This is a genomic window from uncultured Cyclobacterium sp. (assembly GCF_963977555.1).
In the GTDB taxonomy this organism is placed as follows: Bacteria; Bacteroidota; Bacteroidia; order Cytophagales; family Cyclobacteriaceae; genus Cyclobacterium.
Map to the genome: position 1 here is coordinate 85490 of NZ_CAXBPD010000007.1, position 18457 is coordinate 103946.

16 protein-coding genes are annotated in these 18457 nt (G+C 39.0%); 8 read left to right on the plus strand and 8 right to left on the minus strand.

Annotated features, from left to right (window positions below):
- Positions 1 to 46: 46 nt before the first annotated feature.
- From AAC073_RS10475 to AAC073_RS10510, 8 genes are all read left to right on the plus strand, one after another.
- Positions 47 to 1654 (plus strand): OstA-like protein, encoded by a 1608-nt coding sequence (locus AAC073_RS10475; protein WP_339923781.1) that lies wholly within the window; start codon positions 47 to 49, stop codon positions 1652 to 1654.
- A gap of 218 nt (positions 1655 to 1872) precedes the next feature.
- Positions 1873 to 2586: a T9SS type A sorting domain-containing protein gene (locus tag AAC073_RS10480; RefSeq protein ID WP_339923782.1), complete on the plus strand. Its 714-nt coding sequence runs from the start codon at positions 1873 to 1875 to the stop codon at positions 2584 to 2586.
- A gap of 65 nt (positions 2587 to 2651) precedes the next feature.
- Positions 2652 to 3578: an outer membrane protein assembly factor BamD gene (gene bamD / locus AAC073_RS10485; protein ID WP_339923783.1), complete on the plus strand. Its 927-nt coding sequence runs from the start codon at positions 2652 to 2654 to the stop codon at positions 3576 to 3578.
- A gap of 13 nt (positions 3579 to 3591) precedes the next feature.
- Positions 3592 to 3909: a DNA-directed RNA polymerase subunit omega gene (locus AAC073_RS10490; RefSeq protein WP_339923784.1), complete on the plus strand. Its 318-nt coding sequence runs from the start codon at positions 3592 to 3594 to the stop codon at positions 3907 to 3909.
- A gap of 1 nt (position 3910) precedes the next feature.
- Positions 3911 to 5125, plus strand: a complete 1215-nt coding sequence (gene coaBC, locus AAC073_RS10495) for a bifunctional phosphopantothenoylcysteine decarboxylase/phosphopantothenate--cysteine ligase CoaBC (protein ID WP_339923785.1) — start codon at positions 3911 to 3913, stop codon at positions 5123 to 5125.
- A gap of 217 nt (positions 5126 to 5342) precedes the next feature.
- Complete coding sequence (locus tag AAC073_RS10500) at positions 5343 to 6254, plus strand: DUF4835 family protein (protein ID WP_339923786.1); 912 nt, start codon at positions 5343 to 5345, stop codon at positions 6252 to 6254.
- 47 nt (positions 6255 to 6301) lie between these two features.
- Entirely contained in the window at positions 6302 to 7954 is a 1653-nt protein-coding gene (gene recN / locus AAC073_RS10505) for a DNA repair protein RecN (RefSeq protein WP_339923787.1), read from the plus strand.
- A 105-nt stretch (positions 7955 to 8059) separates the two neighbouring features.
- Positions 8060 to 8884, plus strand: a complete 825-nt coding sequence (locus AAC073_RS10510) for an SDR family oxidoreductase (protein ID WP_339923788.1) — start codon at positions 8060 to 8062, stop codon at positions 8882 to 8884.
- 68 nt (positions 8885 to 8952) lie between these two features.
- Here AAC073_RS10510 and leuB read toward each other — a convergent pair whose 3' ends face one another.
- From leuB to ilvB, 8 genes are read right to left on the minus strand one after another with little or no spacing between them, the layout of a single operon-like run.
- Positions 8953 to 10023 carry a 3-isopropylmalate dehydrogenase gene (leuB, locus tag AAC073_RS10515; protein WP_339923789.1) on the minus strand — a complete coding sequence of 357 codons (1071 nt, stop codon included), beginning with the start codon at positions 10021 to 10023 and terminating at the stop codon, positions 8953 to 8955.
- Positions 9992 to 11581, minus strand: coding sequence for an alpha-isopropylmalate synthase regulatory domain-containing protein (locus AAC073_RS10520; RefSeq protein ID WP_339923790.1), 1590 nt, complete (start codon positions 11579 to 11581; stop codon positions 9992 to 9994). The genes leuB and AAC073_RS10520 overlap by 32 nt, the downstream gene beginning before the upstream one ends.
- A gap of 51 nt (positions 11582 to 11632) precedes the next feature.
- On the minus strand, positions 11633 to 12223 hold the full coding sequence (leuD, locus tag AAC073_RS10525; RefSeq protein ID WP_339923791.1) for a 3-isopropylmalate dehydratase small subunit: 591 nt from the start codon (positions 12221 to 12223) through the stop codon (positions 11633 to 11635).
- Positions 12224 to 12227: 4 nt separating this feature from the next.
- Entirely contained in the window at positions 12228 to 13649 is a 1422-nt protein-coding gene (gene leuC / locus AAC073_RS10530) for a 3-isopropylmalate dehydratase large subunit (RefSeq protein ID WP_339923792.1), read from the minus strand.
- Between the two features lie 21 nt (positions 13650 to 13670).
- Positions 13671 to 15170 carry a 2-isopropylmalate synthase gene (locus tag AAC073_RS10535; RefSeq protein WP_339923793.1) on the minus strand — a complete coding sequence of 500 codons (1500 nt, stop codon included), beginning with the start codon at positions 15168 to 15170 and terminating at the stop codon, positions 13671 to 13673.
- A 9-nt stretch (positions 15171 to 15179) separates the two neighbouring features.
- Entirely contained in the window at positions 15180 to 16223 is a 1044-nt protein-coding gene (ilvC, locus tag AAC073_RS10540; RefSeq protein ID WP_339923794.1) for a ketol-acid reductoisomerase, read from the minus strand.
- Between the two features lie 32 nt (positions 16224 to 16255).
- Positions 16256 to 16756 (minus strand): acetolactate synthase small subunit, encoded by a 501-nt coding sequence (ilvN, locus tag AAC073_RS10545; RefSeq protein ID WP_339923795.1) that lies wholly within the window; start codon positions 16754 to 16756, stop codon positions 16256 to 16258.
- Between the two features lie 5 nt (positions 16757 to 16761).
- The gene (gene ilvB / locus AAC073_RS10550; RefSeq protein WP_339923796.1) at positions 16762 to 18456 is read right to left on the minus strand and encodes a biosynthetic-type acetolactate synthase large subunit; all 1695 of its coding nucleotides are present in this window, start codon (positions 18454 to 18456) and stop codon (positions 16762 to 16764) included.
- Between the last annotated feature and the right edge of the window lies 1 nt (position 18457).

Below are 18457 nucleotides of genomic sequence, written 5' to 3' on the forward strand. Positions count from 1 at the left end.
CCAAAAGTACTATTTTATATTAATTTTGCCTCGGAAATCAATTCGAATGACAAAGATCAAATTTATTTTATTCTATTTACTTACTTCTATAGTCCTTTCAGGTGCCATGGCCCAAGAGGGGGATAGTCGATTGGAAATATTACAGGCTGAGCAACTTTTAGGAGGAAATGGTTTCGAAAGGTTACTGACGGATGTGATTCTAAAGCATAAAACTTCCTTAATCTATTGTGATTCTGCCCACTTCTATTCTGAAGACAACCTTGCCAAACTATTTGGAAATGTGAAGATAGATGATCAAAAAGACTCCGTAGTCATCACCAGTCGCTATGCAGAATATGATGGAGACACCCAGCTGGCTTTGTTACGTACCAATGTAGTATTGGTCAATGAAGGCACTACGCTATACACAGACTTTCTGGATTATAACCGAGCCAATGGGGAAGCAAATTACTTTAATTCAGGAATGGTAAAAGACAGTACTAATGTACTGACAAGTGAAAAAGGACTTTATGAAACCCAAATCGAGAAAATCACCTTTAATGAAGATGTGGTTTTGGAAAATCCGGACTACACCATGAAGTCCAATGCGCTTTTTTACTACACTACTACAAAAATTGTTGAAACAGAAAAACTCACCAATATCCTATCAAAAGACGGAAACAGGCTGAATGCCCAAAAGGGCAGTTTCTACGATACCGGAAAAAAAATATTTCGATTCTATGATGGTGATGTCGAATCAGAGACCAGTATTGTGTATGGTGAGGAACTCTTCTATGACGAGAATGCCCAATACTACGAGGCCAAGGAAAATGTAAGTATTTTTAACAAAGAGCAAAATGCTGAAGTCTTTGGAGATGAGGGCAAATATTGGGAGGGGAAACAGTATTCAGAAGTTTATGGGAATGCCTTAGTTCGCAAATATTTTGAAATAGACACCTTGTTTATGATTGCGGATACCCTTATTACTCAGGATGGACAAATTGCTGCAGAAAAACACACATTGGCCTATCCTAATATGCGACTGATCAAAGGAGAACTGGCAGGAAGGGCAGACTCTATGGCCTATATTTACGCAGACTCAACGGTGCACCTGTATAGGGATCCTATTCTTTGGAACAATAAAAGCCAAATTACAGCCGACAGCATTCAGTTTACCATCGCCAATCAGGAAATTGATCAGGCACTATTGCAAGACAATGCCTTTGCCATTACTAAAGACACTATTGCTAATTTCAACCAGATTAAAGGGCGTAAAATGACGGCATACTTTTTGGATGGAGACATGGATAAACTTGATGTGGAGGGCAATGGGGAATCTTTGTATTTTGCTATTGAAAATGACACCACTATAAAAGGTCTTAATAAATTACTTTGTGGAAGAATTATTATGGAATTTAAGGAAGGGACAGTTTCTAGAATTAGCCATACCATAAAGCCGGAAGCCTCCTTCACACCACCGCATATGTTTGAGGAAGATGAACAAAAACTAGAGGGTTTTATTTGGAGAGGAGATGAAAGACCTACACAAAAAGCCATAAATGACTGGCGAACACCGAAAATACGCGACAAAAATCGCTATAGCTTCTTTGATGAACCTGATGTGAAACTTCCTTACCCTGAGAATGATGAACTACAAATTTCTAAGGACAATTAATGTCATTTGGGGTATATATTACATTTTTTTGAAAGGAAATAATTTGGCAAAGGTTTTTTAACGGCAAAAAATAAAAAAAATTTTATCTATGTTAACATTTTTTAACCCAAACCTACCTATAAAGTGGAACCAATTTGGTATTTTTATACGTATATACTTCTAAAAGAGGGAAGAAATCTTTGTTAACATAAATAGTATTTTATAGAACTAAACTTTACATGAGAATATTTTTATCACTTTTAATCACCTTACAATTGTTTGCGCTACAGTCAGTGGATGCCAGGCAAGTACGTGTGTTGAGTGAAAAAATAGAGTTTAGCGGCAAAGTAAACACTACCCAAAGGAAAACATTGATCCTTCAGAATGATTCTAACGAAAGTGCCACTTACTTTCTACGGTACCTGAGAGGAAATGTGGGATCCTCTCAAAATATACTTGTCTGCATAGGAGACAATTGTTTTGACCCAAGAAAGGATCTTTCACAAGTTAGATTTACACTGGCACCAGGAGAAGTCACTACAAACATCTACATAGAATTTGAATTAGGCATAACTGCTACAAAAGGAACATTTGACCTGCATTTTTTCAACACATCCAATCAAAGAGATGCTTTTGTTGTAGAAAATGTATACAATGTGGTCTCAGACCAACCCTCAGACAATGTTAACCATAAGGACGTGGATTTGGATGAGATCTACCCTAACCCCAGTGTGAGAACAGCCCAACTAGACTATAAAATAAAAAACCCAAATGCGAAGGTCAGAATAGTTATCAATAGCTTTATCGGCAACCCTATTTACGATTTTCGACTTGATGCTTCCCAAGAAACCCTAATAATTCCAGTAACAGACCTGAACCCAGGTACTTATTTTTACACTTTGATCGTTGACAATAAGAATATCGTCACCAAAAAACTCTACGTTAAAAGGTAAGAATACGCAATAGCAGTAAAACTGCCTTGATAACCAATTAATAATCCATTATATTTGCAGGTCAAATGACAAAAGTACACCAATACATATTTATATTCCTTGCCTCACTATTGACTTTTGGTTGTGGTGAATTTTACAAGCTAGAGAAAAGTACCAACTGGGACGAACTCTATGAAGCAGCTAATCGCTATTATGACGAAGGGGAGCACAACAAAGCTATAATCCTTTATGACAGGGTTTTACCTGTAATAAAGGGAAGTGGCAAAGCCGAATTAGCTGAATTTAATTATGCTTATGCACATTTCAGAACAAAGCGATACATTGAGGCGGCAGAGTATTTCAAAACCTTTTTTGATACTTATAACAGATCTCCATTAGCAGAAGAAGCTTTATTTATGAATGCTTACTCCTTGTATTTGGACTCTCCCGATTATAACCTAGACCAAAAAAGTTCTAGAGAAGCAGTGAATGCCATACAGTTGTTCATGAATAGGTTCCCTGAATCTGATTCTTATGAACGCTCCATTACTATGATTGACGATCTTCAAAAAAGATTTGAAGAAAAGGCATTTGAGGAATCAAAAATGTATTATCGCCTCACTGAAGGATTATTTCCAGGTGATTTTTACAGAGCCTGTATTGTTAACTTTCAGAATTTTGCCAAATCATTCCCCGATAGTGATTACAATGAAGAATTGGCTTTTAAATTAGTAGAGGTAAGTACTGCGTATGCAGACCGTAGTGTCTTTGACAAAAAAGAAGAGCGATTTGAGCAGGCCTTAGAATTTGCAGCTGAATTCGCCAAGAAATTCCCTGAAAGTGAATATTTGAAGAATGTTAGCAATATTCAATCCAAGGCCAAGGCTAAACTGGATGATCATTATACTTTAAAAGAACAGTATAAGGCAAGAACAGCAGAGGCAATAAGATTACGAGAAGAAGAAAAAAAGGATCAGGAAGATTCTGAAGCTTTAATAGAAGAGGGCAATTAAATAACAAATATATATGGCAATTAATTCGTCAATTATCACGCGTGATTTAGACAAAGTAGCTGAAAAAACAGGTAATCTTTATCAATCTATTTTCACTATATCTCAGAGAGCTAAGCAGATTTCATCTACAATGAAAGAGGAGCTAAACAATAAATTATCTGAGTTCGCTTCTACTGTAGACAACCTTGAAGAAGTCTTTGAAAACAAGGAGCAAATAGAAATTTCAAAATTCTACGAAAGAATGCCTAAGCCAAGCACATTGGCAATGGAAGAATTCATGGAGGATAAAGTTATGTACAGGTTCCCTGAAGAGGAGGAAACGAAGTCTTAACATGCCATTCACTGGCAAACGTATATTATTAGGCGTAACTGGAGGAATAGCAGCTTATAAAGCGGCTCATCTTATTCGGTTATTGATCAAATCTGGAGCAGAAGTCAAGGTCATAATGACGACTTCTGCTCTTGACTTTATTACGCCACTCACCCTTGCGACGCTATCAAAAAATCCAGTACTTATAGATTTTTTTGATAAAAAAACTGGTGAATGGGTAAACCATGTCGCTTTAGGAAATTGGGCAGACCTGATGGTCGTTGCTCCTCTTTCAGCCAATACATTGGCGAAATTTGCAACTGGTCAAAGCGACAATTTGTTAGCCTGTACTTATTTGTCTTGCACAAGTCCTGTACTTGTCGCTCCTGCGATGGACCTGGATATGTATCAACATCCTTCTGTAACCAAGAACTTACTCAAGCTTGAGACTTATGGAAACCATGTAATGGAAGCAGGATCGGGAGAATTGGCCAGTGGACTAGTGGGTAAAGGAAGAATGCCTGAACCCGAAGAGATCTTTACTTACATTAAGGAGATCTTGAATCCTGATGAGATACTTAAAGGCAAAAAGTTTATAATCACTGCAGGGCCAACTCAAGAAGCCATTGACCCTGTCAGGTACATAAGCAACCACTCAAGTGGTAAGATGGGTATTTCCCTAGCTGAGAAGGCTGCCCAAAAAGGTGCTCAGGTAACCTTAATTCTAGGTCCTACTGCTTTAAAACCAAAGCCACATCCAAACATTGAAATCATTTCAGTATTGAGTGCCCTTGATATGTTTGAAGCAACCAAAATGCACCATTCTGAAGCTCAAGTAGCTATATTTTGTGCAGCAGTAGCTGATTACAGGTCAGAAGCACCTTCTGTACAAAAGATCAAGAAGAAGGAAAATGCACTGACCATTACTTTGATTAAAAATCCCGATATTGCTAAAACTTTAGGAGCAAATAAGAAACAACATCAGATCCATGTTGGCTTTGCTTTGGAAACTGACGAAGGAATTGAGAGTGCGGAAAAAAAGCTCATTGACAAAAACTTTGATTTTGTGGTTTTAAACACGCTGCTTGATCCAGAGGCAGGCTTTCAGAAAGACACGAATCAGGTTACCATTTTGTCAAAAAATGGGGAAAAAATAAAAACCCCAGTGCTGACCAAAGACATGTTATCAATACAACTATTAGATCGGGTCGTGACAATTTTGAAAAACCAGAAGTAGCGTAAAGACGTTTAGCACAAGCAAATAATTACCGTTAGATTGACTGTCGATAATTCGAAGAATAAGATGGTTTATTTGACAACTGAAAAATATTCACCTCAGGTGAACCCTTAACAATGCTGCTGATTCTATTTGCAACAATTGTCAGCAGTAAATAAATGGTTATTGTCCATTTCGGATTATATGTGTTTGCGGATAAATAATAATTCACTAATCAATGGTACGTCCGGTAATTTTCTTCATCCTCTTTTCTTTTTTCTTAGTACCAAATAAGGTACTGTCTCAACAACTCAATTTCACTGTTACCATTAACAGTGAACGAGCTAAAACCCAGGATACCGATATTTTCGAGAAGATGAAATCGGCTTTCGAGCAATTTCTCAATGGAAGAAATTGGACAGACGCTGACCTCAAACCACAAGAAAGGATAAAAGGCAACTTGCTGATAACCATAAACGACATGCCCCAAGTAGGCTTTTTCAGTGCCACTGTTCAGGTGCAGACTGTGCGACCAGTATTTGGATCCAATTATGAAAGTTTGATACTCAACTTTGCAGATCGAAATTGGACTTTTGAATATACCGAATCCCAGCCTCTGGAATTCAATCAATTTTCCTATTTAAATAACATCACTTCCTTATTGGCATATTATGCTTACATAACTATAGGGATAGATTACGATTCTTTTTCTCCAAGGGGAGGAGATGCTTTCTTTGAAATTGCCAATAATATTGTTGCCAATGCCCAACAATCTTCCAATCCAGGATGGAACCAAAACCCATCGGACAAGCGAAACAGGTATTGGTTAGCGAATGAGCTTTACAACTCACAGGTCATGGTTCCTGTTAGGGATGCCTATTACCTTTACCATAGAAAAGGGCTCGATTTACTTACAACCAAGCCAGAAGAAAGCTACGAAAACATAGTGGAAGCTATTAAAATGATACAAGAAGCCAACAAGGTTCAACCAAATAGTATTTTAACAATTAGCTTTATGGATGCGAAATCAGATGAAATAAGTAAAATTTTGAAAGGAGCACCTATGGAATTGAAACAGGAGGCAGTAGAAGTCTTACTTAAGGTAGACCCTAACAATGCCAGAAAATACAATGATATTTTGAAAGGATAATCCTCAAATTTGGTTAATTTTGACCCTCTAAACGAAACCAAAGCAATATGTTAACCAACCTTAGCATTACCAACTATGCTTTGATAGAAAAGTTAGAAATGGAACCCTGTGCCGGACTCAATATGATTACCGGTGAAACCGGAGCAGGAAAGTCCATCATGCTTGGAGCAGTAGGATTACTTCTTGGAAATAGGGCCGATAACAGGACTTTATTTGATGAAACCAAAAAATGTATTATTGAAGGAGTATTCAATATTCAGAATTATGGTTTGAAGCTTTTCTTTCAAAAAGAGGAGTTGGATTATGAGCCTGCATGCATTATCAGGCGCGAAATCTCTCCTTCTGGTAAATCCAGGGCTTTTATCAATGATACCCCAGTCAGGTTAGAAACCTTAAAAGTGTTGGGTAAAATCTTGATGGATGTTCATTCCCAGAATGAAACCTTGTTATTAGGAGCGTCCTCTTATCAACTATCCCTTATAGATGCATTTGCTGGCGTCAATAAGGAAAGAGAAGCTTATGTTAATCAATTCCAGGATTTTAACAAGACGCAAAAAAAGGTGCGTATATTAGAACAGGAAAAGCAACAATACCAGCAAGAAGCTGATTACAATCAATTTCAGCTAGAGGAGTTGTCTGGATTAAATCTCGAAGAAGGAGAACAAGATTCCTTGGAAGCAAAGGAAGAGCTTCTAAACCATGCCGAAGAAATAAAATCAAGGGCATCTCAGGCGTTAGATCACCTGGAAAACGAAGAGTTGGGAGCGATGCAGCAATTAGGAGCTGCCCAGCAACATTTCCAATATTTAAAGAAATTTGGTAAGAATTTTGAAGATTTAAACCAGCGATTTAATAGTATACTAATAGAATTAAAAGATATTCTGGAAAGCCTTTCACTTGAGGAACAAGAAATAGAGGTCGATTATGAAAAATCCGAGTGGGTCCGAGAAAGACTTAGTAAAATTTATCAACTTCAGAAAAAACATGGGCTTCAGAGCGATAAAGAACTCTTAGAACTTGCCTCAACCCTTGCAGATAAGGTATTTAAAGGGGGTCATTTGGAAGAAGAATTGGTAGAGCAGCAGGCATTACTTACACAATCAAAAGCCCAGCTGACCAAATTAGGCGAAAATCTTTCCAAAAAAAGGCGCTCCATTTTTAACAATTTCAGCAAAGAGATTCAGTCCTTGTTGGGACAGTTAGGTATGGAAAATGCCAAGGTAGAAATTAAGCGAAGCGAGGTTATACCCAATGAGTCCGGTATCGATGACATTGACATTTTATTTTCAGCCAACAAGGGAATACAGCCCCAACCCATTGGTCAGGTGGCTTCAGGAGGGGAATTTTCAAGGTTAATGTTTGCCATTAAATATGTAATGGCTGATAAAATGGCTTTACCTACTTTGATTTTTGATGAAATCGATACGGGTATTTCTGGAGAAATAGCCCTGCAAATGGTCCGAATGATGCAACAAATTGCTGAAAAGCACCAAGTCATTTGCATTAGCCATTTACCACAGGTAGCGGCTAAAGGAGAAAAACACTATTTCGTTTACAAAGACAATAGTGCGCTAAAGACCATTAGTAAAATTAAGCTATTAAACCCTGAAGAAAGATTACTTGAAATTGCTACGATGATTTCCGGGTCAAATCCCTCAGCAACCGCTTTTGAAAATGCAAAAGAATTGCTTAACAAATAGTGGCAGACAAGCGTTTTCTAAAAGCCCTATAGAAAATGTTTTACCCATTATTAGTTAATTTTATAGAATATTATTTAATTGAAGTCAGAAAATCAAAAGAATACAATGCCTGAAAATTTATTAAAAGGAAAAAAAGGAATTATCACTGGTGCGCTAGATGAAAATTCTATCGCTTGGCAAACTGCCTTAAAAGCAAAAGAGCAAGGTGCAAAATTTGTTCTTACCAATGCCCCAATAGCAATGCGAATGGGTGCTATTCAGGAACTAGCAGATATATGTGAAACCATCATAATCCCCGCAGACGCTACTTCCGTAGAAGACATAGAAAAGTTATACGATGAAGCAAAGGAGTATTTGGGTGGAAATTTCGATTTCTTACTTCACTCCATTGGTATGTCACCAAATGTCCGAAAAGGAAGGTCTTATGGTGACCTAAATTATGAATGGGTACAAAAGTCTTATGACGTTTCTGCCACCTCTTTTCACAAAATGCTACAAGTAGCTGAAAAGAAAGACATCCTTAATGAATGGGCTTCCGTAGTTGGATTAAGCTATATTGCTGCAGAAAGGTCTTTTCCATTTTACAGTGACATGTCTGAAGCCAAAGCAATCCTTGAAAGCATAGCCAGGAATTACGGTTTGAGATACGGTAAACTAAAAAATGTTAGGGTTAATACCATTTCCCAATCGCCTACTAAAACAACTGCCGGATCAGGAATCGGAGGATTTGATGATTTCTTTGATTTTGCAGCCTTGGCTTCCCCACTTGGAAATGCCTCTGCTGAAGCATGTGGGGAATACATTATTACACTGTTTTCTGACTTCACCAGAATGGTAACGATGCAAAATTTGTTTCATGATGGAGGGTACTCTACCACAGGTATTACCCAAGACTTGATCGACGCCTATGTAGCAAGTAAAAACAAATAAATTATTGACAAAAAAAAGCCCCTAACTGCTTGCAGAAGCAATTAGGGGCCTTTTTTTATTTGTATCTATTAACTATTGGCGATTTGATCAGCTAACCAATCTCCAACTTCTGAGGTTTTGTAAGCTTTTTCACCTTCGGAAAGGTCTTCAGTTACAATTCCTTTTTCTAGAGAAAGATTGACCACGTCAGAAATGATTTTTGCTTCATCCATCAAATCAAAAGCATATTCAAACATCATGGATGCCGACAAAACAGCTGCCAATGGATTGGCAATGTCTTTACCCGCAGCTTGAGGATAAGAACCATGGATAGGCTCAAAAAGCTTGGTATTAAGCCCTAAGGAAGCCGAAGGCATTAATCCCATAGATCCGCTTATCACAGACGCTTCGTCCGTTAGAATATCTCCAAAAAGGTTTTCTGTAATCAATACATCATATGCTTTAGGCCATTGAACCAAACGCATCGCTACAGCATCAACGAATTCATATTCAACCGTTACTTCAGGATACTCAGGTGCCAAACGCTGAACAGTTTCTCTCCATAGTCTGGAAGTAGCCAAAACATTGGCTTTGTCTACACAGGTTAAAAGTTTTCTCCTTTTCATGGCAAACTCAAAGCCCATTCTCGCCAATCTTTCAATTTCCTCTACAGAATATACGCAGGTATCAAAAGCTTTGGTTCCTTGTTCGTTTCTACCTCTTGGCTCTCCGAAATAAATACCTCCGGTGAGCTCTCTTAGAAAGACCAAATCAGTCCCTTCAATTCTTTCCTTCTTCAATGGTGATTTGTGCAAGAGGGATGGAAAAGTAAATGTAGGACGAACATTAGAAAAAAGTCCTAATTTTTTCCTCATCTCCAATAAACCTTGCTCAGGTCTTACCTTAGCGCTTGGGTCATTGTCAAATCTAGGATCACCAATGGCTCCAAATAGAACAGCATCTGAAGCAAGGCAAACTTCATGAGTAGCATCTGGATAAGGATTACCTACTGCATCTATGGCTGCAGCTCCAGTAATGGCTTCATTAAAAGTAATTGTATGTCCAAATTTCTTAGCGACAGCATTCACTACCTTTACTGCCTGAGCGATTACTTCAGGTCCAATACCATCACCAGGTAATAGGGCTATATTCATTTCCATAAGGATTCTTTTTTTCAGTTTTGTTACTATTTTTGATTTGTTCTATGATATTCAGCATTTTTTCAGTGGCCTTCATGGCCGCTATAGTCTGGTCACTATCCAAACCTTTGGTCTTAAATATTCTCCCATTCAAATCCCAAGTAATTACACATTCCACAAAAGCATCTGTTTTACCCCCCGGAGGTATGCTAATCTGAAAGTCTGTTAACTTAGGAAGCTCCATATCTAAGCCCTTGTATATCTTTTTCAGTGCTTTCATGAAAGAATCATATTGTCCATCGCCTGAAGCATTCTGCTCATAATAATTGCTGAAAATTTTCATTCGCAGCTGAACAGAAGGCTTTAAGCCTTTGGAATGTACCATATGGTACCCGTCGATGACAATGTCTTTATGAATAGAGTTATTTTGCAGCACATCTGAGATGATATAAGGAAGATCCTCTGTGGTAACTCTTTCCTTCTTATCTCCCAGCTCAATGATCTTCTGCGTAACTTTGGTCAACTCATCAGGCTCAAGTGAAATGCCTAACTCTTCCAGGTTTTTTGAAATATTCGCTTTTCCTGATGTTTTGCCTAGTGCATATTTGCGTGTTCTACCGAAACGTTCAGGCAGTAAATCACTAAAATAAAGGTTCTTTTTATTGTCTCCATCTGCATGAACTCCTGCTGTTTGGGTAAACACATTTTCCCCAACAACAGGTTTATTTGCAGGAATTCTCAATCCGGAAAATTGCTCTATCAGTTTACTAATTCTGTAGATTTTATTTTCATTTACATTGAGATGAAAAGAGGTAAAATCCTTAATTACTGCTACTATTGACTCCAAAGGTGCATTTCCTGCCCGCTCACCCAAGCCATTTACAGTGGTATGTATGCCTTTTGCCCCAGTATTGACAGCATGAAGCACATTGGCAACCGAAAGGTCATAATCATTGTGTGCATGGAAATCAAAGTGAACATCGGGAAATTCTGCGCATATCAACTCCATAAATTCCTTCACTTCATCTGGACACAAAAGCCCTAAAGTATCGGGAAGCATTATTCTTTTAACTGGTAATTGAGAAAGGAATTGAATCATTGACATTGCATAATCTCTGGAATTACGCATGCCATTACTCCAATCTTCAAGGTAAACGTTTACTTCAATATCATGCTGGTTGGCATAAGCTATGCATTTTTCTATTTCAGCAAAATGAACTTCCGGCGTTTTCTTTAGCTGGTGGGTGAGGTGATTAAGAGAACCCTTGGTGAGTAAATTCATCACTTTTGCTCCGGCCTCTACCATCCAATCCACAGATTTGGGCGTATCTACAAATCCCAAAACTTCAATGCTATTCAGATAACCTTTTTCCTCAGCCCAATTAGTAATCCGTTTGACACCTTCCAATTCTCCCTCTGAAACCCTGGCTGAAGCTACTTCAATCCGGTCCACCTTTAACTCCTCCAATAAAAGCTTGGCTATTTGAAGCTTTTCTGAAGGAAGAAATGACACCCCTGAGGTTTGCTCTCCATCCCTAAGGGTGGTGTCCATGATTTCTATTGTCTTTTCTCTACTCATTCGCATACCGTTATCCTGACACATTTTCAACTTCGAATCCCAGAGTAGTATTTATTTATTGGCTTCGAATTGTACTATTTCTTCTTTTAAGTTGAGCAGATAATCAATGTCGTCAAACCCATTTAACATGTTGTCCTTTTTGTAGGAATTAATATCAAAGGATTCAGCGTTTCCAGTCGACAAAAGCGTAATGGTTTGCTTTTTAATATCTACTTCAACTTCTACTTCAGGGTTTGCCTCCACTGCCGAAAATAATTCGTCTGCAAATTTAGGAGACACTGTAACTGGTAGAACACCAATATTCAAACAATTGTTTTTAAATATATCAGCGAAGAAACTAGAAACAACACATCGGAATCCATAATCATAAATGGCCCAAACTGCATGTTCACGGCTAGAACCGGAACCGAAGTTCTTTCCGGCCAATAGGATTTTACCTGAATAGGTAGGGTCGTTTAAAACAAAGTCAGCCTTAGGATTTCCTTCATTATCATAACGCCAGTCTCTGAAGAGGTTGTCTCCAAAACCTTCTCTTTCAGTAGCTTTCAAAAACCTGGCCGGAATAATTTGGTCAGTATCTACGTTTTCAGATGAAAGAGGAACTACCCTACTGGTCAAAACTTCAAATTTATCGTATGCCATGGTATTATTTTTCTTGTACTAATTCTTCTATAAAATCTCTAGGGTCTGTAATCTCACCAGTAATGGCCACTGCCGCAACTGTAAGTGGTGAAGCGAGCAATGTCCTACTACCAGGTCCTTGACGTCCTTCAAAGTTTCTATTAGAAGTAGAAACCGCGTATTTCCCTGATGGTATTTTATCATCATTCATCGCCAAACAAGCGGAGCATCCTGGTTGCCTTAACTTAAACCCAGCCTCTTCGAGTGTTTGTACAATACCTTCTTCTATAGCCATTTTCTCTACTTCTCTAGAGCCTGGTACTATCCATGCAGTGATATTATCCGCTTTCTTTTTGCCTTTCACAAATTGAGCTACTGACCTTAAATCCTCAATTCGTCCATTGGTACAACTTCCAACGAAAACATAGTCAATCTTTTTACCTTGTAGAGACTCCCCAGGCTTAAACCCCATATAATCCAAGGATTTAATATAAGATTTATTCTGACTGTCATTCATCCCCTCTGTAGTTGGGATATTGCCTTTTACCTTTACTCCCATTCCTGGGTTGGTACCGTAGGTGATCATTGGTTCGATGTCTTCTGCCTTGTAATGGTATTCTAAATCGAATACAGTACCTTCATCTGTTTTAAGCGTTTTCCAATGCGCAACTGCTTTGTCCCACTCTTCACCTTTAGGAGAATATTGCTTGCCTTTCAAGTATTCAAAGGTAGTTTCGTCAGGAGCTATCAAACCACCTCTGGCGCCCATCTCTATACTCATGTTACAGATGGTCATTCTGGCTTCCATGCTTAATGCTGTGATGGCACTTCCTGCATATTCAATAAAATATCCAGTTCCACCACTTGCAGAAATCTGTGCAATGATGTATAAAATAATATCTTTAGAGGTAATGCCTTTACCAAGCTCACCATCTACGGTAATACGCATCTTCTTGGCTTTTGCTTGCATGATACATTGCGTTGCAAACACCATTTCTACTTCTGAAGTACCAATACCAAATGCGATGGTACCGAAAGCCCCATGCGTAGAAGTATGGCTATCTCCACATACAATCGTCATTCCTGGCTGGGTGATACCAAGCTCGGGTCCGATTACATGGACGATACCATGATGATCTGTTCCAAGATCATGAAGTTCCACTCCATGTCTCTTACAATTTTCCCTTAACCTTTCAACTTGCATTCGGGAAAGTTGGTCCTTGATTGTCTTGTCCTGATCGATAGTGGGTACGTTATGATCAGGAGTAGCTACCGTCCTTTCTGGAAACATTACCTTATTGCCTCTTTTTTCAAGGTTTAGGAATGCCACCGGGCTTGTTACTTCGTGGATAAAATGCTTATCTATGAAAAACACATCCGGACCATCTGGGATAGACTGGATCACATGTGCATCCCAAATCTTATCAAATAATGATTTCTTCTCCATTATATTTAGCTTTTCGTCAATTTAATTGACAGGTAATTTATTTAAAGCATCTATGAATGCTTTGGCCGAAGCCAATACTATATCTGTTTCAGACCCAAAACCGTGATAGGGCCGTTCTTTGTGCATCAATCTCATATGTACTTTGCATACATCATCGCTTCCTTTGGTAATGGCTTGAATCAGAAATTCATCCAAGATCACCGTCTGAGGGATAAGCTTTTTAATTGATTTTATTACAGCATCTACGGGGCCATTTCCATCGGCTTCACTCTCTTTTTGTTCTTCACCTATGGCAAGAACTACTTTGGCGTGGCCACCTTTGCCTTCACTTCCTTCATAATAAACATCCTTCATTTCTATAAAAAAAGAATTTTCCAGGTGTTCACCCAATAAGGATAAAAGGTCTTTTCTTCCTATGTCCCTCTTTGAATCCGCAAGAATCAAAAACGCCTCATAGATTTCATCCAACTTTTCCTTTTCGAATTCAAAACCTAATAGCTTGAGGTGATGCTTCAAGGCTGCTCTTCCACTTCTAGCAGTAAGTACTATGGATGATTCTTCAACCCCAACATCTTTAGGATCGATAATTTCGTAATTCTCCCTGTTTTTCAAGACCCCGTCTTGGTGAATTCCTGAAGAATGGGCAAATGCATTTCTACCTACAATAGCCTTATTTGGCTGTATAGGCATGTTCATTAATTTGGAAATAATTCTACTTGTCTCATAGATTTTAGGGGTGTTGATTCCAGTATAAACAGGAACCTCTTTATGGCTTTTTATAGCCATTACCACTTCCTCCAACGAGGTATTTCCGGCACGTTCTCCAATGCCATTCATTGTCACTTCCACTTGCCTTGCTCCATTCATGACGCCGGCAAGACTATTGGCGGTGGCCAATCCAAGATCATTGTGACAGTGGGTAGACAGAATGGCGCTGTCTATATTGGATACATTTTCTTTTAAGAAGCGAATGATATTGCCATATTGTTCGGGAAGGCAATATCCTGTAGTATCAGGGATATTGATAACCGTAGCTCCGGCCTTAATGACCGCCTCAACTATTTTAGCAAGAAATTCCGGTTCGGCTCTTCCAGCATCTTCAGCATAAAATTCTACTTCACCTACAAGATTTCTTGCAAATTTTACTGCCCTTATGGCTTTCTCCAAGACGGCATCAGGAGTACTTCTAAATTTATGCTCAATATGGTATCCTGACACACCTATACCAGTGTGTATTCTACTCTTTTTGGCAAATTTTAACGCCTCAGCAGCTACCTCTATGTCTTTCTCGACTGCTCTGGAAAGTGCACAGATAATAGGTTCTTCTACTGCCTTTGATATTTCCACAACAGAATTGAAATCCCCAGGGCTGGATATAGGGAATCCAGCCTCAAGGATATCAACTCCCAATGCTTCCAAAGCCTTGGCTACTACAATTTTTTCCCTGGTATCGAGTTGACAACCCGGTACCTGTTCACCATCCCTAAGAGTGGTATCAAATATCCAAAGCTTTTCTGACATTGCTATTTTTTAATTGTTTTCTGGTCTTAATTTACGGACAGTTGCTCCTGCCTGCCACATTTCAGAATCTCTCAATTCTTTCAATTCTGCTTCCAATTTCACTCTGTAATCCTCTTTACTGTTGGACTCAATAGACTTGGTAGCTTCTTTTCCTGTTTTTACACTATTGTATAGATCTTCAAATACAGGCTTGGTAGCATCTCTGAAAGGTTTCCACCAATCTAATGCTCCTCTTTGGGCTGTAGTAGAACAGTTTGCATACATCCAGTCCATTCCATTTTCAGCTACTAATGGCATCAAACTTTGAGTCAATTCTTCAACAGTCTCATTGAATGCCTCAGAAGGAGTATGACCATTTGCTCTTAATACTTCGTATTGAGCTGCAAATATACCCTGAATAGCACCCATAAGTGTTCCTCTTTCTCCTGTAAGATCTGAAGTAACCTCTTTGTAGAAATCTGTCTCGAACAAGTAACCTGAACCTACACCAATTCCCAAAGCTACTACTCTGTCTTTCGCTTTTCCCGTTGCATCCTGGAAAATCGCATAGGAGGAGTTCAAACCTCTTCCTTCAACAAACATTCTCCTCAATGAAGTTCCTGAACCTTTTGGTGCTACCAAAATCACATCAACATCAGCTGGTGGGACGATACCTGTTTGGTCTTTATAAGTTACCCCAAAACCATGAGAAAAGTAAAGTGCTTTTCCAGGAGTCAAATGTTTTTTAACTGTTGGCCATAAGGCAATTTGTCCGGCATCAGACAACAAGAATTGAAGAATCGTTCCTTTTTCGCAGGCTTCTTCCAACTCAAAAAGTGTTTCACCGGGCACCCATCCGTCAGCAATGGCTTTGTCCCATGTTTTAGAACCTTTACGCTGTCCAACAATAACATTAAAACCATTGTCTTTTAGGTTTAAAGCCTGTCCTGGACCTTGTACTCCGTATCCTAATACGGCAATTACTTCTTCCTTTAAGACTTCCTTGGCTTTTTCAAGAGGAAATTCTTCTCTTGTTACTACGTTTTCTTCAACTGTACCGAACTTCAGTTTCATAACTATAAATTAAAATTGATTTTAAATTGGTATTATAAATATTTATCAATGCTCACCATTGGCTTGGCCACAGCTACCCTGCCCGACCTCACAAACTCCAGAACATTAAAATCTTTTAACACTTCCAGCAAATCTTGCGTGTCTTTTTTGTGACCTGTCATTTCAATGACCACAAAACCTTTTTCTGCTGAAATTATCTTTGCATTGTATTGGCGTATTACCACTTCCAAACCTGCATCTATGCTTTCAATTGGAATCTTATACAAAGCGATTTCCTGAAAAACCATTTCGTCATCGATGTAATAAAATGCCTTGATAACATCGATGATTTTTTCAATTTGTCTGGACAACTGAATGATTTGTGCTTCAGTTGTATTTACCTCTATAGTGATCCGGTAAATACCCTCTTCTCTACTTTCTGAAGCAGTAAAACCATCAATATTAATCCCTCTACGCGTAAAGATCAAAGTAATCCTACTGAGTATGCCTATGAAATTTTCTGTAAAAACAGAAATTGTATATCTTCTTTTCATCTGAGTTATTTAAGTCTAACTTCTTCAACAGAACTACCTGTAGCAATCATGGGGAAAACATTGTCCTCTTTTTCTACTTTTACCTCAAGAAAATAGGGTCCATCATGTACAAACATTTCAGCCACAGCCTGACGCAAATCAGCTCTTTCATCTACTTTTTGCACCTTAAAATTATATGCTTCGGCGATTTTAATAAAGTCAGGATTGTCCAACTCCGTAAAAGAATAGCGTTTGTCAAAAAACAATTGCTGCCACTGCCTAACCATACCCAAGAAGTTGTTATTAAGCAATACCACCTTTACAGGTGCTTTGGTTTGCATAATCGTCCCTAGCTCTTGGATCGTCATTTGGATTCCTCCGTCACCTACCACACATATTACCTCTCGACTGTAATCGTGGAGTTGTGCACCTAGGGCTGCCGGAAGGGCAAATCCCATGGTTCCTAGTCCACCTGATGTTACCTGAGTCCTGGTGGTTTTATAATTAAAATACCTCCAAGCCACCATTTGGTGTTGCCCAACATCGGTTACCAATATAGCGTCATCGGCCTTAAATTCATTGATATGACGGATAACCTCTCCCATCGTCAACCCTATTTTGGTTGGGGAAATGTCATTGCCTACTACCACTCTTTTTTCTTCCGCTTCAAGCACCCTGAATTGTTTGATCCATTCTGGGTGTTCTTTATTCTCTACTTTTTCAGTAAGTTTTTCCAAACTGACCTTACAGTCACCTAAAACTGGTACATCTGCCTTTACAATCTTATCGATTTCGGCAGGATCCAATTCCAGGTGTATCACCTTGGCTTGTTTGGCATAACGCTTAACATCTCCCGTTACACGATCATCAAAGCGCATTCCTACGCTGATTAGAACATCACATTTATTGGTAAGCAAGTTGGGCGCATAGTTTCCATGCATCCCCAATTTCCCCACGTAATTGGGATGATCCTCTGATAGGGCACCTGTTCCCAACAAAGTACAGGCAGCAGGTATTCCCGTTTTATCCAAAAATGCTTTTAACTGGCTTTCCGCCTTTCCCAATACTACTCCCTGACCATATAATAAATAAGGTCTTTTGGCTTTATTGATAAGTGCTGCTGCCTCCTCGATCACAGTGTCCGGCACCTTAGGATAAGGACGGTAAGAACGAATATTTAAGCAAGGGACGTAATTGAAATCCCCTAAGGCTACCTGAGCATCCTTGGTTATGTCTATTAAAACTGGTCCGGGTCGACCCGATCTGGCGATATGGAAGCCTTTGGCAATCGCTGGTGCGATATCCTCCACTCTCCTCACCTGTATATTCCATTTGGTAGCAGGCATAGAAATACCAACTACGTCAGTTTCCTGAAAAGCATCTGTACCCAACAGTGGTGACAGCACCTGACCTGTGATACAGACCAGAGGGGTGCTATCAATCAAGGCATCAGCCATGCCAGTAATTAAATTGGTTGCTCCAGGACCAGAGGTGGCGATACAAACCCCTACTTTTCCGGAAACTCTTGCATATCCTTGAGCAGCATGAATTGCACCCTGCTCGTGTCGGGTCAGGATATGCTGGATTTGATCCATATAATCATAGAGTGCATCATACACCGGCATGATAGCCCCACCTGGGTAGCCAAAAATAAATTTGGCATTTTCTGCTACCAGGGATTTGATTACAATTTCTGCGCCTCTTATTTGCGAATCATTCATA